Source organism: Cohnella abietis (assembly GCF_004295585.1).
GTDB classification, from domain to species: domain Bacteria; phylum Bacillota; class Bacilli; order Paenibacillales; family Paenibacillaceae; genus Cohnella; species Cohnella abietis.
Window position 1 is genome coordinate 122,586 of record NZ_AP019400.1, and the last position, 23,523, is coordinate 146,108.

A 23,523-nucleotide genomic window follows, 5' to 3' on the forward strand; every position below is an offset into this window, starting at 1 on the left:
ATATTTATAGCATATTCATTATAAAAATCTCTTTAATTTACATTATATAACATATAAAATGCATTCCACGTAGTCGTTGAATTACAGTGAATCTTTGATCATTTCAAACTATAGAAGGTGAATGCTATTAGAATAATACTCTTATCTGGTGGATCTGGTAAAAGACTATGGCCCCTTTCCAATGATTATCGCTCAAAACAATTTATTAAAGTAATGGATAATGACAATTTTGATGGCGATTTCAATACTTCCATGATTCAGCGAGTTTGGACACATTTGAGCGAGATTGATCTCGCTAGCTCAGCGGTTATTGCTGCAGGTAGGATACAGCAAGATGTGATTCAATCACAGCTTGGAGATAAAGTTCCTCTTATTCTCGAGCCTGTTAAAAGAGATACATTCCCTGCTATCTGTCTAGCATCAAGCTTTCTGTATTCGAAGGAGAATGTGGGGGATGACGAAGTCATTGTAGTGATGCCAGTAGATGTTGATGCAGATGAAGGCTTCTTTGCCTCGATTAAACAATTAGCGCTTGATTTTGAGTCATCGAAAGCACAAATCGGACTTATTGGTTTGAAACCTACTCACCCTTCTGAAAAGTTTGGTTATATGCTCGTAGAACCTACCCAAACAGATTCAAAGACTTTAAAGATAGATAGATTTGTTGAGAAGCCTTCTATGAATGAAGCAATAGATTTGATCAGCCGTGGTGCTTTATGGAATTGTGGTGTTTTTGCATTCCGTCTAGGCTATATTCTTCGGATGCTAGAAGCTGATAATTGGCCTACGCAGTATGAGAGCCTTCTAGAGCAATATCACCTAATGCCATCGATTAGTTTTGATTACCAAGTAGTGGAGAAGGAAAAGAATATTGACGTTCGACGCTATGATGGCAGATGGAATGATCTAGGGACTTGGAACGAGTGGACAGAGAAAATGCCTAATCAGCTTAATGGGAAAGGTATTTTAAGTGAGGATAGCCTAAATACACACGTAATAAACGAACTACAGGTTCCAGTTGTTGTGATGGGGATTTCTAATGCAGTAGTTGTTGCAAGTCCGGATGGAGTTCTAGTTGCAGATAAGGAATTAAGTACAAAGCTCAAAGACTTGATACAGAATGTTTCAGCGCGTCCTATGTATGAGGAAACTATATACGGCTGGTACCGGGTAATTGATGTGGAAAATAACCCTTCAGGTCAGCAAGTTGTGACTAAAAGAGTTCATATATGGCAAGGCAAAAATATTAGCTATCAAATTCATGCCCATCGTGATGAAATATGGACTTTTATCAGTGGTATGGCTGAGGTAGTGATTAATGGAAGCCGGTTTCGTGCGAGTGCGGGAGATGTCATTCATATTCAATCGGGGTCGAAACATGCCATTAGAGCGACAGAGGCTGTTGATTTAATAGAAGTTCAAATTGGTAAAACGGTCAGCGAAGAAGATGTGACAAGGTACGAATATGGATGGAATGAAAGCCGGTAGTAGAAGAAAGGACGAACACTGGATGAAGGTTTTACGGATTGGAGATGTCCTTTTAGAGGAAGGTGTTATTACTGAGGCTCAGCTACAGGAGGCCATTGACTACCAGACGAAGCTTGGCGGAAGATTGGGCGATATTATTGCAGAGCTCCATGGTGTAGATCGTGATCTCATTCAACGTATTACACAGCAAGTCCCAGTTAAAGGGCGACTAGGTGATATGCTAGTGAGCACAGGTCAGATTTCCCAAGAGCAGTTGGACCATGCGCTTGCGTTCCAGCAGAAAAGTGGCGGAATTCTCGGAGATATTTTATTATCGCTACGCTTTATAGAGCCTGACCGATTGTATCGTGCAATTGCGACTCAGAATAATATTGGTCGGATTGGATTGGAGTTTTCCTTCGAGAAGGAGGATAAATTACCTGAAGCAATGGCTCGATCCTATAATGCAGTTGTCATTAATAGAGACTTCAATCGATATTTGATAGCGGTTAGTACGATTTTAACCTCAGAGCAGGTAGCGGAATTAGAGGAGCACCTAGGAAAACCTGTGGAACAAGTAATGGCCACTCGAGATGAGATGGAGTTTTTTTGGAAAGAGGTTTACGTTGAAGAGCTTCTCCAGGAGAGTACAGAAAAGCTTATTTTTGAAAGACCTGAGAACTCTGCACATATTACGTTCACCTTGAGTCAGAGAATTGGGTTTTATTTGTCGTGTGTACTGTTGGTCGGCGGACTATTATGGAATTGGCTCTGGACATTAATAATATTGAATATTGGTATTCAGATAGGTTACTTAATCATGTCTGTATTTAAGTACTCTATCCTTATTTTTGGAGCAAGGAAAACGTCACAGCTCCGGTTCACTGATGAAGAAATTGCAGCCATAGATGAGCGATCACTACCCATCTATAGCATTCTAGTTCCCATATATAAGGAAAGTAATATCATTCCAATGCTGCTCAATAACATTGAGAATCTTGATTATCCCAAATCTAAGCTGGATGTCAGGTTGTTAATTGAAGAGGATGATGTAGAAGCGCAGCAGCTGCTTAAAATGAAAAAGCTGCCTCCGTATTTTACTGTTCTTGTTGTTCCCCACAGCTTACCTAAAACCAAACCAAAAGCTTGTAATTACGGACTGATCAGGGCAAGAGGCGAATATGTCGTTATATACGATGCGGAAGATCGTCCAGATCCTGATCAATTAAAGAAGGTATATCTCGCTTTCCAAGCAAGTCCGGATAATTGCTGTTGTATCCAAGCAAAGCTTAATTATTTTAATAGCAACCAAAATTTACTGACTCGTTGGTTTACACATGAATATAGCATGTGGTTTGAACTGCTATTGCCCGGTGTCATGAAACTCGACATACCTATCCCTTTGGGGGGAACCTCAAACCACTTTAAGACAGATGTTTTGAAAAAAATTAATGCATGGGATCCTTATAATGTAACCGAGGATGCAGATTTAGGCATTCGACTATACAAAGAAGGCTATAAGACAGCTATTGTTGATTCCCGAACATGGGAAGAAGCGACAAGCCGAGTAGGGAATTGGATAAGACAAAGATCAAGATGGATTAAGGGCTATATGCAGACTTGGCTCGTACACATGCGAAATCCTGTTCAGCTTTGGCGTGATTTGGGACCGAAAGGCTTTTTCGGTTTTCACGCAATGGTGCTTGCTACTCCGCTACTACCTTTGTTGAATCCTATATTTTGGACGATGCTTTTACTTTGGTATTTGGCCAAGGTGGAATTTATCCCTTTATTCTTCCCAGGTCCGATTTACTACTTTGCTGCATTTGAGCTATTCATCGGCAATTTTATATTTGTTTACAGTCTTACTGTCGGTATTTATTGGGTTACAAAAGAGCTACATGAAAAGGGAAATAAGGTGTTCTCATTTTCTCTAATTAAATATACGTTATTGTCGCCTATTTACTGGGTGCTAATGAGTATTGCAGCGATTAAAGCGGCTATTCAACTCATAACAAAGCCGTTCTATTGGGAGAAAACAACGCATGGACACGCCACAACGGATACACACCTTACAGAATCGACAGTCGATAAGGGGATGTAGACAATCATAATTAATGGAATAGGTGAAGTGGAATGACTTCTGCGTGGAAAAAACCGATTTACGGTATATTTATTGTGGTTTTAATATTAGAATTTGCAGTTGGCTATTACTTGACCTCCATATATGGGTTTATGTCCGGTGATGCCTCGAGTCGCGTAGCTAATGCTTTCTATGTCCTATATAGCCGCGAGCCAAGTCTTGCGAATATTGGATTCGTGTGGAATCCCCTTCCGAGTTTTATGGAAATGATAGTTCTTGTTTTTTATCCCTTATTTCCAGCACTAGCCTCAGAAGGGCTTGCTGCAGTTATTGTTTCAAGCTTATTTGCAGCCTTAACGGCAGCTTTAATCGTGAAAGCAGGTATGAATTTCGGATTAAATAGATGGTTGAGTTTAGTAATCGCCCTACTATATGCGTTTAATCCATATATTTTTTATTACGGAGCTAATGGACTAACAGAGGTCATTTTTATTTATTTTATTAATTTAGCGGTTATACAGATTCTTATCTGGATGCGTAATGATGGTTCGAGGTCATTGGTAATAGCTGCAATTGCTCTATCATTTGCCTTTTGGACGCGTTATGAAACGGTGTTTTTTGGAGTTGCTTTAGCGATTGCTGTTTTGATTTGGATCCTACAGAACAAACAGGACTCTGCGAAGGAACGACTGCAGCAAGTGGAAGGAACGTGGACGGTTTTACTGACGCCTGTTGTTTTCTCGGGATTGTTATGGATGTTCCTAAACTACACGATTATGGGCGATGGTTTGTATTTCTTGACATCTGCTTACGGTAATTTAGGACAGGCCGAGCTGTTAATGAATGACGAGAAGTTTACATCCCTGGTCAATAACCCAATTCCCACATTGATCTTTGTTTCAGAAAGGCTTTGGTATTTCTCTATACCGCTTGTTATCATATTCGTCATCCGTATTTTTGAGCGTCGTTTACTCAGATGGGATTTTCTCTTACTGCTCATTATGGCCTTCTCCATTCCTTTCATGCAGGTAATCTTATTGCTCAAAGGAGGGACTGCGGCATGGATTCGTTATTACATGTATGCTTTTCCAATTGTGGTCATTTGGATTCCGTACGAGATTAGCCAAATGAAATTTCGCAAGATTGGTTCGACGTTGCTAATCATGGGGTTGCTTGTTAGTACGTTAGTTATGGGAGTAATGATGAATAATCCAAAGATAGCGTCTGATGAATATGAAGCATTCCGCCATAATAAGTTGTTTATAGAACAAGAAGCCGGCACGGCAGCAACAAAATATATTAACGAAAATTTATCTGATCAGATGATATTAACGGATTCATTTTCTAGCTTCCGAATCATTATGGGAAGTAAACATCCTAAAAACTATGTTATTACAAGTGATCATGACTTTAAGGACTCGCTTGAAAAGCCAACAGAGCACAAAATCGATTATATATTACTGCCTAATCCTCAAGCGGTATTATCATTAGACGCTGTAAATCAAAAATATCCTAATCTTTATGATCAAGGAGCAGAATGGGCTACGTTGTATAAAGAGTTCAATGGGTATTGGAAATTGTATAAGGTGAATCACTAGTGAAAAAGCCCCTCCCAATACTATTGGATGAGGGGCTTTATTTTGATGTAATGGGGTTGTTTTGAACCTCTACATACTGACTAAAGCGCTAAGTTTCTCTTTGGAATTATTACCTTTATCAAAATAACTGATAGAACCTATAACATCATTCTAATTGACCCTTTCCCTTAGCTGTGATAGGTTCAAGAGAGTAGACAATTAATGAGACAAGAATACTGGGTTTTACTATCATTGCATGTTATGTGGGGTGGAATATCGTTGGAGCTTCAAGTGTCGAATAGTCCTTTCAATCAGGAGCAAGTACAATTGCTCAATCAACTGCTGCCTACGTTAACAGATGGACAACGAATTTGGCTAAGCGGGTATCTTACGGCTCTACTTGGAGCTAACAATACGGTGGCACAGGGTGTTGCTCCAATAACGACTGTAGAAACGACCGTGGCACCTATTGCAGCAGCAGCTGTCTCCAAGGAGGTAACAGTACTCGTCGGATCGCAGACAGGTAATTGCAACGGGCTCGCCAAGAAGATGTCGAAAAAGCTGGAGGAATCCGGTTTTCAGGTTACACTTTCCTCGATGGGCGATTTTAAGCCTAATACCTTGAAAAATGTCGAAAATCTACTTGTTCTGGTGAGCACTCACGGAGAAGGAGAGGCGCCTGATAATGCGATTCCTTTCTACGAGTTTATTCATAGCAAGAGAGCGCCTCAGTTAGAAAAACTGAAATTTTCCGTGCTGGCATTAGGAGATACGTCTTACGAGTTCTTCTGCCAGACAGGTAAGGATTTCGACAAGCGTCTAGAGGAGCTAGGCGGCAATAGACTTACTCCGCGTGTTGACTGTGACGTAGACTTTGATGAGCCAGCGGCTGAGTGGATGAATGCGGTAATAAGCTCTCTGAGTGTGGCATCATCGGCTTCAGGGAGCGTAGCTGGAGTTAGTGTAGAGGCACAAGCAGGGGCCGAATCAGAATACTCAAGAACGAATCCATTTCCAGCAGAGATTCTAGAGAATTTAAATCTAAACGGTCGTGGATCAGATAGAGAAACCCGTCATATTGAGATATCTCTTGAGGGCTCTAACCTTCAATATGAACCAGGCGATAGCTTGGGCATCTATCCAGAGAACGATCCGCGCCTTGTGGACGAATTAATCGTAGCGCTGGGCTGGAACGCAGCTGAGGTCATTACGATTAATAAGAATGGCGATAAGCTACCTTTACGAGAGGCATTGCTTCGTCATTATGAGATTACGGTACTAACTAAGCCTTTGCTGACACAAGTGGCGGCAAACTTTGCTACAAGTAATGGGCTCAAAGAGCTACTTGAAGCAGGACGTGAACAAGAGCTTAAGGCATATTTAGGAGAACGGGATTTATTGGACTTGGTACAGGATTACTCGCTTAAGGGCGTGTCTGCATCTGAATTTGTATCTATCCTTAGAAAATTGCCTGCTCGCCTTTACTCAATAGCAAGCAGCTCGAAGGCTTTCCCAGATGAAGTACACGTTACGGTCCGTACAGTTCGTTACGAGGCACATGGTCGAGATCGCTATGGTGTCTGCTCTGTTCAGCTTGCTGAGCGAGTACAATCGGGTGAGAAGCTGCCGGTTTATATTCAGCATAACGCGAATTTTAAGCTTCCTGAGAATCCGAGCACGCCTATTATTATGATTGGGCCAGGTACGGGTGTTGCTCCGTTCAGAGCTTTCATAGGAGAACGGGAAGAAACGGCAGCCGAAGGGAAGTCTTGGCTGTTCTACGGAGATCAGCATTTCTCTACAGACTTCCTGTATCAAACAGAATGGCAGCGCTGGCTTAAGGATGGCGTGCTGACAAACATGGATGTCGCTTTCTCACGCGATACGGATAAGAAAGTATATGTACAGCACCGTATGCTTGAGAAGAGCAAGGAGCTCTACAAGTGGATTCAGGAAGGCGCTGTCGTGTATGTCTGTGGCGACGAGAAGAAGATGGCACATGATGTCCACGCAGCTCTGGCAACGATCCTCCAGCAAGAGGGCGGCTTAAGCCCAGAGGAAGCGGCGGAGCAGTTGACCCTTATGCAACAGCAGAAACGTTATCAGCGGGATGTTTACTAAACCCATATCCCTAAGATTGCGAGAGGAGTAAAGCTAAATGTCAGATAATAATCTACTATCTTCAAATAGTGCACCGCATAGCGATGTAGAGGATATTAAACGCCGAACGAACTACCTGCGGGGAACTTTAGAAGAGGTTCTTAAAGGTGTAATTACTGCGTCCATACCCGAAGATGAAAACCGCTTAATGAAATTTCATGGCAGCTACATGCAGGATGACCGGGATCTACGTAACGAACGGAAAAAACAGAAGCTAGAGCCCGCTTATCAGTTCATGCTACGCGTTCGTGCTGCTGGTGGAGTTGTTACGCCTGATCAATGGTTGATGATGGACAGCGTGGCACAGAAATACGGTAGCGGCACGATTAGGCTGACTACTCGTCAGTCCTTCCAGCTGCATGGTGTAATTAAGTGGAACTTGAAGCAGACGATTCGAGAAGTGAACGATGCTATGCTAAGCACGCTAGCTGCTTGTGGTGATGTAAACCGCAACGTTATGTGTAACCCGAACCCGCATCAATCGGACGTTCATGCTGAGGTATATGAGTGGGCTAGCCGAGTGAGCACCCATTTAGATCCACATACAAGAGCCTATCACGAGATTTGGCTTGATGGCGAGAAGATAGTGGACAGCGGGGAAGAGCAAGAGCCGATATATGGCCACGTTTATTTACCTCGTAAGTTTAAGATTGGAGTGGCCATCCCTCCTTCCAATGATGTCGATGTATACTCCCAAGACTTAGGCTTTATTGCCATAGTTGAAGAAGGACGCTTGAAGGGCTTTAATGTCTCTGTAGGCGGAGGCATGGGGATGACGCACGGCGACACGAAAACATATCCTCAAGTAGGCCAAATCATTGGATTCTGTACGCCTGAGCAGACTATCGACGTGGCAGAGAAAACGGTCACGATCCAGAGGGATTATGGTGATCGTGCAGTCCGTAAGCATGCCCGGTTTAAATATACGATCGATGATCGCGGCATTGAATGGTTTAAGAATGAACTGAACGCACGATTAGGATGGAAGCTTGAAGAAACTCGTCCTTTCCAGTTTGACAGCAACGGTGATCGTTATGGCTGGGTGAAGGGTAGCAATGGCAAATGGCATTTCACCCTGTTTATCCAGAACGGCCGCATTAAAGACGAGGGCAGCTACCAGCTGATGACGGGGCTAAGAGAAATCGCTAAGATACACAATGGGGATTTCCGTCTTACTGCGAACCAAAACCTAATTATCGGTAACATAAGCAGTCAGAAAAAGAAGAAGATCGAGGGTCTGATTCAAGCGCATGGCTTAACGGATGGTGGTCAATATTCTGCCTTGCGAAGAAGCTCGATGGCCTGCGTAGCATTTCCAACCTGTGGGATGGCGATGGCTGAATCGGAGCGTTACCTTCCGGATTTACTCGATAAGGTAGAGCCTATACTTGAGGAAGCGGGCTTACGTGATGAGGAGATTGTCATTCGTATGACAGGCTGTCCTAACGGATGCGCTCGTCCATCGCTTGCAGAGATCGCATTCATCGGAAAAGCACCTGGTAAATACAACATGTATTTGGGGGGCGGCTTTGCAGGAAATCGCTTGAACAAGCTGTACAAGGAAAACATTGGTGAGGCGGAAATTCTAGAGTCTCTTAAACCTATTGTGAATCAATATGCGAAGGAGCGGTGGGAGGGCGAGCACTTCGGTGATTTCGTTATTCGTGCCGGCCATATCCAAGAGGTTCGTTCGGGATTGGATTTTCATTCGTAAGCTTATGGATTAAAAAAGTCTTCAAGCCACTTTTCAATCGTGGACTTGAAGACTTTTTTTGCATTTTTCTACTTTACGTAGCAATTAATGCTGACCGATTCTTCTGCCAGCACGGAATTGCTTGTACCAGAAGTATACCGTGCATCCAATGCAATAACCGAGCAGTGCCGCGCTTGCAGCAGTAAGCAGGAAAGCTGAGAACACATAACCAACAATTTGCCATCCGAAAGCCAATGAGACAAGAGCCAGGGTTAGAAACAAAACAGCGAGCGTATTATTGAAGCGCTGAAGCTCAGCCGATTGCGTTTCCTCGCCTTTCCCTTTCAGTACAAGCTTCGCAATAAGCACGAACAAGTTAAATTTTCCTCCCGAAGCCAACCCTACTACTTGAATAATCCACAGTGCCGCTAATATCCAAGACTGCTGAAAGAAAAAAGAGAGAACGACGAACAACACAATTCCGGTCTGATTCGCTTTTACATAACGCATAGGTACTTCACGCATACATTTAACCTCCAATGTCTATAGGTTTAGTATGTTTTATTGTAAACCGTTTGGGAAAATAGAGCAATAGAAATCGTAAATATGCCAAAAGGAGTCTGACTTGTTTCTTGACACGGAGAACGAGACAGTGCTAGGATCGCTAATACATAGTAAACTCATTGGTTAACAATGTTATTAACGATTGTCCTTGTTGAATATTAAGAAACGGCATATGAGAGGATGAGCGCCATGAAGGTCTGCGTGATCGAGGATGAAGAGACTGTCCGGGCGAGTATTCTGAGCAAAATTAAAGAATTGCCGATCCCATTGGAAGTTTATGATGCGGGATATGGCCGACTTGCGTTCGAGTCTATTCAAATCATCAAACCAGACATGGTGTTGCTCGATATTGAAATGCCTGAGATGAGCGGCTTAGAAATTCTCGTTCAGATGAAGAGAATACGGCCTCTCACTCAGTTTGTCATCTTAACGGGTCACGGGAAATTCGAATATGCGCAGAAGGCTTTGCAGCTCGGGGCAATGGATTATTTGCTTAAACCTGTGGATCGCGTTCAGCTTAAACGATTGACAGAGAAAGCTCAGCAGATGATGAATCAGTCTTTATTAGGAGAGCTAGAGATTCATAAGCGAAGGCTGCAGCAGCTTGGCGTGGAAATAGAAGAGACGATCATACGCGATGCAAGCGCATGGTTTGATCCTAGCGTACCGAAAACGGTTGTATTCGACGAAGGGGTCATGGACGAGCTTGATCCCAATCTCGTGTTCGGATTTAAGGTAGCTGATGTACACGTCGGTGCAGTCGTTCGCGGGTCAGAAGCTTCTCAAGCTATTTTTTTCGAAGGGACCGAGTTTACGGATTACGTGCACCATGCGTTAGTCAGATGGGAATCGCTGCATTTCTTCAAAGAGTCGTTACAGGATACCACTAGGCGAATTCGTAGGGAACAAGGGTATTCCCTGACTGAAGTTAGAAATCTGCGTAATCAGCTCCTACCCATAGTTAGGTCAGGACTGAAGACCGCCGAATCGACAGATTCGCTCTTCGGCATGTGGCTGGAGCACGTGGGTGCTTTAACGCTCCATCATTTACGTGAAGAATGCGCGCTTCTAATCTATGCTCTTGATGGCAGCTCGATAACGCTGGCCGTCCAGTGGGTCAAAGGCTACGATTCATGGGATCGTCTAAGGAGCGCGATCGAGGAAAGGTTTGTGCAGCATTCGTTATTGAATCGCCAACCTCCCGCGAAGCTGGCTGACAGGGCGATCAATTGGATTGACGAGCTTCCTTACTCAGAGCTCAGTCTCGAGTCGGTAGCGGACAAGCTGCGGGTCCATCCGGTTACGTTAAGTCGATTGATCAAGGAAGAAACGGGAAGCAGCTTTCAGAATATGGTCGCCGAAAAGAAAATGAATCAGGCTCGGAAATTGCTTCTTGAAACAAACAAAAGCATTCAAGAGATTGCCGAAGAAACGGGGTATTCCGATTTTCGTTATTTCAGCTTATTGTTCAAAAAAAGGTTCGGACGAACGCCGCGAGATTATCGCAACGGGCATTAGTTATCAATCCTCAGCGGTAGCAAGAGAGTCATCTCCGTGTCGGATGATTGTGAGCTTATCATTTTCATTCTAAAACGATTGTCATAGGTAAGAGCTAAGCGACGATAAAGGTTAAACAAGCCCGTGTGTTGGTGAAAATACGGGCTCTTCTCTTCGCCACCGGAGTGGAGCAATTCGGTCAGTTGCTTCATGGTTTCGGGACTAATGTGGGCCCCGTTGTTCCATACCTTCATTCTTATCCAATTCCCTCTCCGACGGGCATCGATACGAATTGCAAAGGCGCCGTTCTGCGGCGATCTAAGAATGCCATGCTTGATGGCATTTTCCACCAAGGGCTGCAATGTGAATTTAAGCGTCTGTACCGTTAAGATACTCTCCTCGATATTTAAGTTCATTCGAAAGGTCCGATTGATTTTATAATGCTGAACATTCAGGAAATCCCGGATATAGTCGATCTCTTCCTTCAACGGAGCAAAACAGCTCTCGTGATCGATATTGCGGCGCAGCATGCGAGAGACACACTGAATAAGCTCTCCTAATGCTTCCCGATCTTTAGAAAGAGCAATAGCTTCGATAGCCTCCAACGCGTTAAATAGAAAATGAGGGTTCGTCTGAGCTTGCAGCTGCAGGAGCTCCTTTTCCTTCTCCCGTACTGTAGCGTGCCACACCTCTTTCTCCAGCTTTTGCAGATTATCCAACATTCCGTTATAGGTTGTTATCAGAAAACCGACTTCATTATCTATGGGATAGATCACTTTAGAGAAGATGCCTGAACCGAGCAAAACCATTCCCTTCTTAAGGGCGAATAAGGGCCTTAGTATGGCGTGCACAAGAAAGTACGAGCAGATTAGAATGAGAATAAAGCTAGCAGTGCCGATAACGAGGGTTGTGATCCGGGTTGCTCCTACTCCTTTCCGGAATTTATCTAGCGGGGTCAGCCCAACCAGATCCCAATTGTTGATCGCCAACGATTGCTTGGTCACTAGGAAGGATTGTCCGTTTTCGATTAGAGTCGATTGCTTGAAGCCTGGGTTAGTGAGATCAAAATGATTTTTGACGGAATCGATCAGAATGTCGGGCATATCCGGCTGCATGATAGTCTGCTTCGTGCCGCGTTCGACAAAGGCAATCAAGTTGGTCGCTTCGGACGTAATGGGCTGTGTAATTTGTGTAAGCGCAGATTCGTTTAGCTCGACGACGATCCATGCGTTGACCGAAGGAGGGTTAAAACTGACGATCGGTTTAACATAGGACACGACCCTCTTTCCGTTGTTCAAGGCATAAGATTGAGGATGGGGCGGGAAGAGCTCCGGGACACGGGTCTGAAAAACCTTCTCGTAAACCTGATCTTCACGAAAAGTATAATCGTAGTAAATGCCATCCGTGATTGCCCTCGACAGATGATAGACTTTTCCTGTTGAATCCAAGTAAAGAAGGGTGGCAATCTCTTTTTTAGTATTTAATACATGAGCTAGCCGAGGTTGAACGTAGTTAATATAGGTGGAATGATTGGGATCGTCCTTTAATGGCGTATTCACGAATTTCTGGAATCGATAATCGTTGATGATGATATTGAGGTTTTGTTCAAGCTCTTGCAAGTAAACGTTCGTCTTCTCGGCCTGATCCATAATGAGTTGCTCGGTTAGATGATTCAGATAGTCGGTGGTCGAACGCAGCATGAAATACTGGGCGGTGTAGCTAACTAGAATAAGCGGGACCAATGACAGCAGCGTTAAGATTAGAAACAGCCGTTTCTTAATGGATAACGAAGATAGAAATCGTCTAACGCTTATCATCTAGATCACTCTCCTGCTGTGCGTTCGGCTAAAAGTTTCATACATACGGTTAAAAGATTCGTACATTGGCTTATAAATGAAAGGTGTTATTATGACTCATAGGGTGATTCTGATAGAGAAGTAGGTTTATCGTTGCACTAAATCATACTTATTCTACAGGAATACTATTAATTTGGATAGAGACTCGGAGGAGAAGAGAAATGAAGAAAATTTATTTACTTATGACGATGACGGTTATGGCGGTATTCCTGCTAGCGGGTTGCGGCAAATCTGAGTCCAATAACACTGCAAGCCTGTCCACGGAGAGCGAAGCTTCCAGCCCGACGGCTTCCGCTCAAAGCGAAGAAAAGCATGACCCCGTTTCCCTTCAGTTCTGGCATTATCAGGGAGGCTCTTACAAAGACACATTTGTTAAGATTGTTGAGGAGTTTGAGAAAGAATATCCTTGGATCACGATAAAGTATAATTTCCTGCCGCCTGAACAGTATGGCACGGGGCTACAGGCAGCTATTGCCGCCAAGGAAACTCCGGATATGTTTATAAGCACACCGACTTTGCCGTTGAAGCTACTTGTCGATCAGGATGTTGTTCGGACCCTGGATGATTTCATTACCCCAGATAAAAGAGAACAATACGTTCCTGGCGTATGGACGGAAGGCTCAACAACGCTTAACGGCAAAACCTACAGCATTCCGACAACGGACATCCGCAACTACTCCGCCGTCGTATTTTATAATAAAAAGTTGCTTGGCAATGCCGGCATTACCGAAGTTCCTAATCAATTATCATGGGATCAGTTCATCGATATAAGCAAGAAGGTCATGGATAACAATCCGGGCGTGCTCGGAGCGGCTTTTCCCGGGAAGGCTTCGTGGGTGACCGGACGGGGAATTATTCAAATGGTGTCGGCAATTAGTCCGGAAGACACTGCGCCGACGTCCGATATTTTCTTCAATTACCAGAAAGGCGAGATCGAGTTTGGAAAAGGGCTCGAGGAAACGATTCAATTCTTTAAGCGCCTATACGATGAGAAGGTCGTGGATACGAATAGCTTGCTGTACTTGCCTGGTGAGACTCGGGCGCTGTTCTGGGAAAATAAGCTAGGGTTTATTTTCGAGAATACGGAGAACGTACAAACCTTCCCTCATGAGAATAACGATGCGTACGGAATCACTAACGTCCCGACGAAGAACGGTAAGTCAGGGTATATCGCGAATCAGGGAAAAACGGAGGTTGGCGTATATGTATCCAACAGCTCAAAGCATTTTGAAGAAATCAAGCTGTTCTTGCAATACTTTCAGGATCAATACTATCCGGCTCTGATCAAGAAGGGGATGAATACTTCTCCGATCCAACAAATAAACGAAACGGTGAAGTCAGACTTTGACCTCTTTAACCAAAGTATGTCGCTTCGAGATGGTGCGTATATCAAAGTTCCCATTCCGGCGAACAGAAATATCAATACGATCGATGTGGATACGGAGTTCGTCTCTAAAAGGCCGACAACGACATGGGACGATATCTTCAAAGCTTATCTGACGGGGCAAATCAAGGATCTGCCTGGGGAACTGGATAGCCTGAACAAACAGTACAACAAGGTTTTCAAAGACGTTATCGCTTCGGTCAACTCCAGTGGCAAAACCGTCAGTCAGTCGGATTATGTGTATCCAGACTGGACGCCGCCGCAGCCTTACGACAAATAAGGAAGATAAGACAGACTAATGGGGAGAGCTCCGCTCTCCTTTTTGGTTAAGGAGTACAGGACATGACATTCAAATACCGGATCAGTAGGACGTCGTCACGCCAGCTTTGGGCTTATCTATTTATTTTCCCACAGGTTGTATTTTTTCTAGCTTTTACCGTATACCCCATCGTGATGAGCTACGTGTACACGCTGTACGATTGGAGTGGGATTGGACCGATTACACGATACGTGGGTCTAGGAAACTATCGGCAATTATTTGAGGACCCGTTGTTCTGGAAATCGTATCGGAACAGCTTTATCTATATGGTCAGCAACGTGGCGCTCGTCATGCCGACTTCGTTTTTAATGGCTCTGCTGCTAAACAGCAAGCGAATTAAGGGGGTCGTCTTCTACCGAACCATCTACTTTATTCCCGTTATCTCCACGACGGCCATTGTCGGCATTATAATGCGGATGATTTTTGGCAATGACAAAGCTACCTTCAATAATATATTACTTGCGCTCGGTTTAATCGATCAGCCAATTCCATGGTTGCTTCAGTCCGGAACGGCTATGGTTATCTTGATTCTCGTCGGCTCATGGTTGTTTTTCGGAATGTGCCTAGTCTATTGGCTGGCGGTACTGCAATCGCTGCCTGCGGAAATTTACGATGCCGCCAAAGTGGATGGCGCTGGTTTCTGGAACGGGCTTAGGTACATCACAATCCCTCTTCTAATTCCATCGGCGCTCGTCATTTTATTGTTAAATGTCCTCCACAGCTTTAACGCGTTCGATTTGGTCATGACTTTGACCGGCGGCGGACCTTTCTTCGCTACGCAGACGGTAGATTTATATATTTATAAAGCGGCTTTCTCGATGTTTGGGCTTCCTCGCATCGGATACGGGTCCGCGGCTGGGGTTTCTTTTGGTCTATCTGTGTCTGTCATTGCAGGGGTATTGGGCTTACTTATTCGAGCAGTTAGAAAGCTAAATTCGACACAAAAAGGGCTGCGGTAAGATGAAAACTAATCGGTGGTTACAATTCGTCGTTCACTTTTTGTTGCTAGGCATCGGAATCTTATGGATTTTCCCTTTTATCTGGACGCTCTTCTCATCCCTCAAAAGTGAAAACGAATTTTTTACTTCACGAGTTGCTCTGCTGCCAGAGAAGGCGCAATGGCACAATTACGCGAGGGCATGGAATGTAGGACAATTCTCAGATTACTTCGGCAATACGATCGTCTTGACCATATCTGTTGTGATCATCGTTATCGTCTTTTGCGCTTTGACGGGATACGCTTTAGGCAGAGTCGATTTTATTGGGCGAAAAGCTTTTATTGGTGTCATCGTCGCCACGATGTTCATCCCCAAAGGGTACACGATCATTCCCGTGTATTTATTAATCAAGTCGCTCGGATTGCTAAATTCAATGCCCGGCCTTATCTTGGTGGAATCCTCGGGCGCACATACGATATTCATTCTTTTGTTTACCACTTATTTCAGCAAAATTCCTAAGGAGCTGGAAGAGGCGGCGGAGATCGACGGCTGCGGCTTTGTCAGAAGCTTCGCGCAGATTATGCTACCTCTATCCAAGCCTATTATTGCGACGGTGGCGATCGTTCAAGCCATTTATACATGGAACTCGTTCTTCACGCCGCTGATCTTTACGCTAGGAAAACCGAGCATTCGAACGTTGGCCGTAGGCATGTACAATTTCGCCGATAATTTGAGACCCGATTATACGGGAACCGCGGCGGGAGCCACGATCGCTCTTATTCCTATCCTAATTTTGTTCGTCTTATTTCAGCGTTACTTCATTGAAGGCGTGTCTGGATCAGTAAAAGGCTGAGGACGGCAAATGCGAATGCGGCAGCTATTTATTAGAAAGGATGAGAGAAATTGCAGCAGAGACAAATGAATTTAGGAGCTTTCTTTTTAATCCCCGGGCATCATCTGGGTGGGTGGAGGCATCCGGAGGCGTCAGCGGAAAAAGTTCTGAGCTTCGATTTTATGAAGGAGCTTGCTCAGACCGCGGAACGAGGGAAGTTCGACATGATATTCATCGGTGATGAATTGAAGGGAGCAGGCAACAGTGAGATCGGGCGGCATCTTGCCCGGTACACTTCGTTCGAACCAACTACTTTGCTATCTGCTCTAAGCACGGTGACGGAAAAAATCGGTCTTGCAGCTACTCTGTCTACGACGTTTAATGAACCATTTCATGTTGCCCGCAAGCTAGCGTCGATCGATCATCTGAGTGGAGGGCGCGTCGGATGGAACGTGGTAACATCGAGCATGTCGGCGGAGGCGCATAACTTTGGTCAGGGTAATCTAATGCTTCATGAAGAACGTTACCTTAGAGCGGCGGAATTCATGGAGGTGGTCAAGGGATTATGGGATACCTACGAAGATGATGCGCTTGTTATAGACAAAAAAACGGGAATTTTCTCGGATGCCGATAAAATCCAACCCTTGGATTACCAAGGAAAATGGTTCTCTGTCAAGGGTCCGCTTAATATCGCTCGTCCTCCGCAAGGTTATCCCGTTATGATACAGGCCGGGACCTCTGAGGCTGGAAGGGAATTGGCCGCCCGGTCGGCGGAGGCTGTATTCGCGGCCTGCCATACGTTCGAGGAGGCGAGAGAGTACTACTCGGACATGAAGGGACGCCTAGCGAAATATGGCCGTTCACCGGAAGAATTCAAGATTATGCCCGGGGTTTACCCAATTGTGGGTAGGACGGAAGAGGAAGCGAACGAAAAAGAGGCGCTAATGAACGAATTAGTGCTGCCAAAGCTCGGCGTAGCCTTTCTTTCCGGGCTGACAGGAATTGATCTATCCGGATACTCGATAGATGATCCGTTTCCTGGAATATTCCCGGACAGTTCCAACAACAATGGTATCAAAAGTCGGATCGAGGTAATGAAGGGAATCTCAGGTAGAGAGAATCTGACCATTCGACAGTTCTATGAGAAGATAGCAGGAGCGAGAGGGCATTGGAGTATTAAGGGTTCGCCCAGCCAAATTGCGGATCAATTGGAATATTGGTTCAGAGAAGGAGCTGCGGATGGATTTAATGTGATGCCGCCATACTTGCCGGGGGGTTTGAATGATTTTGTAGATTTAGTTATTCCTGAACTGCAGCAAAGGGGTTTATTCCGGACGGAGTACACTGGTAGAACACTACGTGAACATCTTGGTTTGTCTAGACCAGAAAATCAGAGAGTCCAAGCAGTTTCTAGGGTGACCGAATAGCTTAATTTCAAGTCACAAATTCGGTAACGTAACGCTGCATTCCGAGCCGATTACAACTGGGGTGAAACAAGTAGTCGAACATGAGAGCTAAATAAACAAATCAATAACCCGGGAGCTGGTGTGTTCTCGGGTTATTTATGCTCTCCTAGAAGCATTTGAGTGAGCAGCTCCAACTGTCCTTCAATGGAAAGGGGGTCAAAATAAGAGAACCTTTCAAAGTCTAAGACATATACCCGGCCTTGCTTCACGGCGGGGAGATTGATCCAAATGGGATTTTCAGCTATATATTTTGTGCCTTCTTCTTCATCGATAATGAAAAGGAAATCAGCGTTTTCTGTATAAGTAGGAAGCTTCTCTAGTGGTATATCCTGAAGGATCTGTATGCCGCTATCCATTAATTGCTCCTGAATCGACTCGGGAATGCGGAATTGCAATCCGTGGTAGATGGGCCATCCGCTTCTGCCATAATTGTCTCCGAATATCGAGAAGCGACTACCTTCCCGCTCAAACCGCACGATAGCGGCCATAGGTTGAAGGCTGACGATACTGCTCAACCGTCTTCTTGCCTCTAGCGCGAGCTGCTCGAAACGTGATTGCAGCTCATTAGCAGCATGCGGCTTATTAACCAACTCCCCAATTAACCGAGTATCCTCATATATATTACGACGGCTATCGTAAGGGATCATTACTGTCGGAGCGATTTTGGATAATGAAGCATAGTCGTCAAGATTGCTATCATTCATGATGATGAGATCGGGCATTAGCTTTGAGATAGCCTCCAAAGACAGCGTGCTGCCAATGTCCTCGATCTTTTCCTCTTGTTCTCGCAGAAAATAACTTCCACCCCACCAAGTTAAATTTGCAGCGATCGGCAGCATGCCAATGGATATTAGGACATTTGCATAATAGAACGCAACAATTCGAATTTCCCTTCGGGTGTTGCTCACATATTGCTTGGGAGATTGACCGACAATTTGCTTGAATCGCCGACTGAAATAATAGACATCTTTGAAGCCTGTATAGTGTGCAACTTGCTGAAGGCTATCGTTGGATATAAGAAGAAGTCTCTTGGCGTGATTAATTTTTAGCTCGGTTATGTAGTCAAGTGGGCTTTGTCCAGTTAATTGCTTGAACAAGTAAGTATATTGTCGTACACCAATGTTAGCTTGCCGCGCCAGAAGATTAACGCTCGTTTGGGCTCCCCCTTCTTGATGCAGGAGATCGATGGATCGTCTGACAGCTTCCTTAGATTGAATTTGAAGATCTTGAGTGTCGTTCTGACGGTACAGCTCATACAAAATTTCTTGTAGACGAATCTGTTGTTTGAATCGCGTGAGCTCATCAGTTGCGTTCTGATGGCGATGTAATTCTCTGAGCATAGCTTTAAGTTGGCCGAAGGGCTGTGTGCTCAGCTCGCTATACAGGGGAAGGCCTTGCTCAGTATTTCCTAGAGGTACGGCATCGCTTTCAACCGGTATCACCTGAAAAGCGAGTCGATACATGCGCAGCTTATTTCCGCTCTCTGCCGCGGTTACTAGTATGGTATGTGGTGGGATCATGAAGCAGCTGCCTAAGAGCAGTCTGCGCCGCTGGCCGTCAACGATAGCGCTACCGTTGCCTTGGGTTACTGCAATGAGAGTATAGGTATGGGTATGTAGCATATCCGGTTTGTCGTCAGAGCTTAGATGAATGTCAGCAATCTCAGACAAGAGAAACAGACAGTAGGGGGAAGTTAACGACAAACGGCTCATGGGTACACAGATCCCTTCGGGAATGGATGAGAATCATTATCGGTTGGTGGAATGGCTCTATTTTACATAATTCCTCTCCAATCAGCAACAAAACCGCCTGAAATGGGCGGCTTTGTTTGTAATAGTGTTTATTTTATTTGATGTTCAGGAACATATCCACAATATGATCCAATTGTCCGGAAACTGATATAGGGTCGAAGTAAAAATATTGCTTGCCGTCTAGCTCAATAGCATGATTGGCTTTGACTGCAGGGATACTTTTCCAAATGGAGTTGTTCTTTATGGCATCAAGCCCAAGACCTTCGTTGGATACTAGAATGTAATCGGCGTCCGCTACAAAGTCGGGCAGTTGCTCTAAGGACAACTCTTGCAAGATTTGTTTGCCACTGTCGATAACAGCTTCCTTGACTTTATCTGGGTATTGTAGCTGTAGACCTTTATAGATAGACCAACCGCCCCGTCCGTAATTATCCCCGAATACGCTGAACTGCCCACCGTTAGCGTCAATACGAATGATAGCCACTTTGGCCTTCGGGTTAATGATACCATCCAGTTTAGCTCGGGCAGCAGCTGCATGCTCCTCGAAATCAGCAGCCAGCTTCTTCGCAGCTTCTGGCTTGCCTAGCAGTTCAGCGATGAGCTCGGCATCACCATACGCGCTTCGATTGCCATCATAAGGAATGAGGACGGAGGGAGCGATTTTGGCAAATTGCTCGTAGTCTTCTGCGTTATTGTCATTCATGATGATGAGGTCCGGATCCAACTGTGCCACAGCTTCTAGAGAAGGAGGACCCCCGACATCAATGATTGAGGCTTCCGCTTCGCTTAAGTATGGACTTCCGCCCCACCAAGTAAGATTAGCACCAACCGGTTTTTCTCCCAAAGCTAGTAGCAGATGATGATAGTACAGCGCAACAATTCGCTTGGGGTGTGTAGGGATTTCAACATCTCCCTTGAGTGTGCTCACAGTACGTGTGGTGGGTTCCGGTACCTGTGCTTCAGAAGATGGAGAAGAGGGTACTGTAGCCGAGGGCTCGATTGTGCTTGGCGCGGAAGCAGTGCCTCCGCTATTGGAGCTGTTGTCATTCCCACAAGCGCTAAGAATGGCAAGCATGAACAGAGCTATGACGGTGATGCTAGATAACTTTCTAATTGCAGGCATGGTTCAAACTCCCTTATATAGTGATAATGATTCTCATCATAAGCGTAATTATAGGTCGTCTTAAAGGGGGCAACAATGGAGATTTCGGAGCAAAAGAAGCGAAATACGTTTTATCCATGGTTATTTCAGCAAATAAGGATAGGCGAGCGTTACTGCCGACAAAGCTCTTTCCCTAGTAAAAAATAATAATAAAAAGAACCATGCATCAGCGCGGTCCTTCGGATGATTAGTATGGCGGCCTCGAAATCGGGATAACCCTGTTGAGTCGCTACTAGGCTTATCCCCTCAGAATGTACGAATTTACCCTGTCATCCGTCTTGTCCGGCAAATGGCTTTAATCATATTTATATGTGGAAGTAACTAATTCAAATGCAGAGGATGGAGTGACTAAATGACGATTCGAAAAGCAGCAAACGTGGGGAAGTGTAGAAAAAGAACTCCTCACAAACCCGTAAAAAAACGCATATTTACAAACCAAACGATTCGTCAACTCGAAGCTCAACTGCAAGCTCAGGCCCAAGCTCAACAGCAGCTCCAAGCGCAGTTGCAATCCCAATCCCAAGCTCAATTACAATACCAAACGCAAGTCCAGTCGCAGTTACAGCAACAGACACAGGCCCAACAGCAATCACAAAATCAATTGGTAACTCAGATTCAGAGGCAAGAGCAAATACAACTGCAACAGCAGCAGCAACTATTAACACAAATTCAAGCTCAATTTCAGGCCCAACATGAGGAGCAAATGCAACTGCAAAGCCAAATGCAGTCGCAGCAGGAAAAAACAATTATCAATGTCAAATCGTTTAATTGGCCCGAACCGCCACCACCGCCATGGCCGCCATCTGGTGAGCCCGTTTAATTATAAGCGAACCACGTTTTACGCATGGGGGTTTGTGTCTAACTCAATAAGAGAGTAAACGTTTGAAGCAGCCCGGAGCTTAGGTTCTCGGGCTTTTTGTGATAGTGTGGTAATATATGTCAAGTGTATGCTCGGAGAATTTCACAAAACTATTGAGGTGATTCTGATGAAAGTAATGCGGTTCATTCTGGTTATTCTGACATCCTTAGTAGTCATTGTAGGCTGTTCTAAAGATGTACCATTTCGCGAACTCATAAAGAATAGTGATGAAGTATTGATACGGCATGATAATTTCGATAAGAAAATAATCGATAAAGACAAAGTTTTAAGTTTGGTAAATGTTCTGAATAAGAGTAATCCTATTGACCCACCAGATAGAGCAAAAGGTATAAACCTTGAAGTGGCAAAAGAAACGATAATGATACATTTTGACAAGGCCGATTTTTTCTACATTGGAGATGGATACCTTCTATATGTAGGCCAATATTACTCAGTTTCAAAAGATATTGAAAAATATATCAGTTAACAAAGTTACCTACGGATTGCCGTAAATATACTTTATCTTTTCTGCTTCATTAAATTGTATTTTATATTTGCTCTTTAAATATCTCCCTAAGCTTTTTCCTTTATTTTTTAACGATGCGTTCACTTTTATTTTTGAATTGTTCTTTAAGTGAAGAATGTAATAGTCCTCAGGGTTCGATTTTCCAATTTGAATGTAAATATAACCGGATTTTTTAATTGTCACTGAATCAATTGACTTTATCTCTTTGATATCAATCATTTCCTTCTTGAAGTAAAAGGATCTTTTGATGATTGTCGATCCAATAATCTCGATATCAAACGAAAATGCATATATTAAGAAGTAGAGAAGTGAAAACACAAAAATATAAGTGAGTACCATCTCGGAATAGATGAGGCTAATAAGAATGATAGCTAAATTGAAAATAATCCAGACTATAATAGATTGAGTCCCTCGGAATTTCATGATTGCTCGCCTTTCTAGGTTAATAATCCGTATTCAGACTCTTTCAGAAAACGTTCATGGAATCTAGGGGCATATGCCTCGAAGCGTGGACGCTGTTAGACAGAGTATTTCGCATCTTGAGATACTACGCTATCTAAAGTTATTTAGTTTAGCTTCCATAAGAATTGATTTCGAATCTAATTTAGCCACTCTTTTGAAACCACAGGATTTATAATAATTAGCTAATTTTGTACTACTAGAGAATTTCTCTTCTGCTGCAGAAAGCAATGATTGCATGGGTTTAGCGATAAGGAAAATCATTCCATCAGTATCTTTAATTAAATATCTAAACGTATATTTAATTAAACTAGTTCCTGTTCGATTTCCACGAAAAAGTGGATGTACGTCAACTCTCTTGATATAAAACAAGCTGCCAAATAAAAATGGATCATCATAAAGTTCATTCTCTTCAATTTCATCGGCTCGATTTCCAACTGAAACATGATCACCATCGAGCGCTTCAAGCCACATAGACCATGATTCTTCCATTAATTCTTTCCATTCAGAAGGAAACTCAGAAATTGTAAGCTTCGCGATGATGAACTCGTCACTTGATTTATCGTAATGATATTTACCATTTAGTTTACTTTCAATATCAAGGCAGTTTAGTTCTTCGCGTAACAGGCCAGCAGAAGCCATGAGCTTTACAGTGTGATGGATGGGGGTACAATCAGAATCGAAGTTTACTTCTGGAAAATCTAAAAAGTGAGAACAAGATGTATATTTAACAGATGTCGAAAGTTCTATTTTCCGGTTGGAATCATCAAGTTCAATGAAATACATGAAGGTGACTCCTCTATCTCGATTTACTAGTATTTCGCCTAATGTCACACTTGAGTCGTTGATAACCTTATTTGGATAATATTTGTAATTAGTATATCATGACATATTGGATAATGCGTAGAATATTTTACAGCCCCGGAAAGC

General features: G+C 43.9%; 18 protein-coding genes. 11 read left to right on the top strand and 7 right to left on the bottom strand.

Going from position 1 to position 23,523, the window contains the following annotated elements; translation table 11 throughout:
- Nucleotides 1-117: 117 nt before the first annotated feature.
- From KCTCHS21_RS00565 to cysI, 5 genes are all read left to right on the top strand, one after another.
- Nucleotides 118-1,488 carry a sugar phosphate nucleotidyltransferase gene (locus KCTCHS21_RS00565; RefSeq protein ID WP_331871596.1) on the top strand — a complete coding sequence of 457 codons (1,371 nt, stop codon included), beginning with the start codon at nucleotides 118-120 and terminating at the stop codon, nucleotides 1,486-1,488.
- Complete coding sequence (locus KCTCHS21_RS00570; RefSeq protein WP_408621749.1) at nucleotides 1,466-3,571, top strand: cyclic di-GMP-binding domain-containing protein, MshE-related; 2,106 nt, start codon at nucleotides 1,466-1,468, stop codon at nucleotides 3,569-3,571. The genes KCTCHS21_RS00565 and KCTCHS21_RS00570 overlap by 23 nt, the downstream gene beginning before the upstream one ends.
- 32 nt (nucleotides 3,572-3,603) lie before the next feature.
- Nucleotides 3,604-5,148, top strand: a complete 1,545-nt coding sequence (locus tag KCTCHS21_RS00575) for a glycosyltransferase family 39 protein (RefSeq protein ID WP_130604644.1) — start codon at nucleotides 3,604-3,606, stop codon at nucleotides 5,146-5,148.
- Between the two features lie 258 nt (nucleotides 5,149-5,406).
- The gene (locus KCTCHS21_RS00580) at nucleotides 5,407-7,248 is read left to right on the top strand and encodes an assimilatory sulfite reductase (NADPH) flavoprotein subunit (protein ID WP_130616277.1); all 1,842 of its coding nucleotides are present in this window, start codon (nucleotides 5,407-5,409) and stop codon (nucleotides 7,246-7,248) included.
- A gap of 37 nt (nucleotides 7,249-7,285) precedes the next feature.
- Nucleotides 7,286-9,001, top strand: coding sequence for an assimilatory sulfite reductase (NADPH) hemoprotein subunit (gene cysI / locus KCTCHS21_RS00585; protein ID WP_130604645.1), 1,716 nt, complete (start codon nucleotides 7,286-7,288; stop codon nucleotides 8,999-9,001).
- An 84-nt stretch (nucleotides 9,002-9,085) separates the two neighbouring features.
- Here the strand turns inward: cysI and KCTCHS21_RS00590 are convergent, their stop codons facing one another.
- Nucleotides 9,086-9,505, bottom strand: a complete 420-nt coding sequence (locus KCTCHS21_RS00590; RefSeq protein WP_130604646.1) for a DUF4395 domain-containing protein — start codon at nucleotides 9,503-9,505, stop codon at nucleotides 9,086-9,088.
- A 228-nt stretch (nucleotides 9,506-9,733) separates the two neighbouring features.
- On the opposite strand from KCTCHS21_RS00590, the gene KCTCHS21_RS00595 reads away from it, so the two are divergent.
- On the top strand, nucleotides 9,734-11,062 hold the full coding sequence (locus tag KCTCHS21_RS00595; RefSeq protein ID WP_162309236.1) for a helix-turn-helix domain-containing protein: 1,329 nt from the start codon (nucleotides 9,734-9,736) through the stop codon (nucleotides 11,060-11,062).
- Here the strand turns inward: KCTCHS21_RS00595 and KCTCHS21_RS00600 are convergent.
- Nucleotides 11,059-12,858 (bottom strand): sensor histidine kinase, encoded by a 1,800-nt coding sequence (locus KCTCHS21_RS00600; protein ID WP_130604648.1) that lies wholly within the window; start codon nucleotides 12,856-12,858, stop codon nucleotides 11,059-11,061. The genes KCTCHS21_RS00595 and KCTCHS21_RS00600 overlap by 4 nt on opposite strands.
- Nucleotides 12,859-13,058: 200 nt before the next feature.
- Here KCTCHS21_RS00600 and KCTCHS21_RS00605 point away from each other — a divergent pair, with 200 nt between their 5' ends.
- The 4 genes from KCTCHS21_RS00605 (at nucleotide 13,059) to KCTCHS21_RS00620 (ending at nucleotide 17,797) form a co-directional block, all read left to right on the top strand.
- Complete coding sequence (locus KCTCHS21_RS00605; RefSeq protein ID WP_130604649.1) at nucleotides 13,059-14,561, top strand: ABC transporter substrate-binding protein; 1,503 nt, start codon at nucleotides 13,059-13,061, stop codon at nucleotides 14,559-14,561.
- Nucleotides 14,562-14,623: 62 nt separating this feature from the next.
- Nucleotides 14,624-15,559, top strand: coding sequence for a carbohydrate ABC transporter permease (locus KCTCHS21_RS00610; protein WP_130604650.1), 936 nt, complete (start codon nucleotides 14,624-14,626; stop codon nucleotides 15,557-15,559).
- Between the two features lies 1 nt (nucleotide 15,560).
- Nucleotides 15,561-16,391 carry a carbohydrate ABC transporter permease gene (locus KCTCHS21_RS00615; RefSeq protein ID WP_130604651.1) on the top strand — a complete coding sequence of 277 codons (831 nt, stop codon included), beginning with the start codon at nucleotides 15,561-15,563 and terminating at the stop codon, nucleotides 16,389-16,391.
- A 65-nt stretch (nucleotides 16,392-16,456) separates the two neighbouring features.
- The gene (locus tag KCTCHS21_RS00620; RefSeq protein ID WP_130616278.1) at nucleotides 16,457-17,797 is read left to right on the top strand and encodes an LLM class flavin-dependent oxidoreductase; all 1,341 of its coding nucleotides are present in this window, start codon (nucleotides 16,457-16,459) and stop codon (nucleotides 17,795-17,797) included.
- Nucleotides 17,798-17,928: 131 nt separating this feature from the next.
- Here KCTCHS21_RS00620 and KCTCHS21_RS00625 read toward each other — a convergent pair whose 3' ends face one another.
- From KCTCHS21_RS00625 to KCTCHS21_RS00635, 3 genes are all read right to left on the bottom strand, one after another.
- A complete protein-coding gene (locus tag KCTCHS21_RS00625) occupies nucleotides 17,929-19,548 on the bottom strand; it encodes a helix-turn-helix domain-containing protein (protein WP_130604652.1) in 1,620 nt (539 codons plus the stop codon).
- Nucleotides 19,549-19,681: 133 nt separating this feature from the next.
- Nucleotides 19,682-20,710: an ABC transporter substrate-binding protein gene (locus tag KCTCHS21_RS00630; protein WP_130604653.1), complete on the bottom strand. Its 1,029-nt coding sequence runs from the start codon at nucleotides 20,708-20,710 to the stop codon at nucleotides 19,682-19,684.
- Nucleotides 20,711-21,177: 467 nt separating this feature from the next.
- On the bottom strand, nucleotides 21,178-21,495 hold the full coding sequence (locus tag KCTCHS21_RS00635) for a hypothetical protein (protein ID WP_130604654.1): 318 nt from the start codon (nucleotides 21,493-21,495) through the stop codon (nucleotides 21,178-21,180).
- 240 nt (nucleotides 21,496-21,735) lie between these two features.
- Here KCTCHS21_RS00635 and KCTCHS21_RS00640 point away from each other — a divergent pair, with 240 nt between their 5' ends.
- On the top strand, nucleotides 21,736-22,095 hold the full coding sequence (locus tag KCTCHS21_RS00640; protein ID WP_130604655.1) for a hypothetical protein: 360 nt from the start codon (nucleotides 21,736-21,738) through the stop codon (nucleotides 22,093-22,095).
- Between the two features lie 9 nt (nucleotides 22,096-22,104).
- Here the strand turns inward: KCTCHS21_RS00640 and KCTCHS21_RS00645 are convergent, their stop codons facing one another.
- Both KCTCHS21_RS00645 and KCTCHS21_RS00650 read right to left on the bottom strand, forming a co-directional pair.
- Nucleotides 22,105-22,557, bottom strand: a complete 453-nt coding sequence (locus tag KCTCHS21_RS00645; protein ID WP_130604656.1) for a hypothetical protein — start codon at nucleotides 22,555-22,557, stop codon at nucleotides 22,105-22,107.
- A gap of 129 nt (nucleotides 22,558-22,686) precedes the next feature.
- On the bottom strand, nucleotides 22,687-23,379 hold the full coding sequence (locus KCTCHS21_RS00650) for a hypothetical protein (protein WP_130604657.1): 693 nt from the start codon (nucleotides 23,377-23,379) through the stop codon (nucleotides 22,687-22,689).
- Nucleotides 23,380-23,523: the final 144 nt, after the last annotated feature.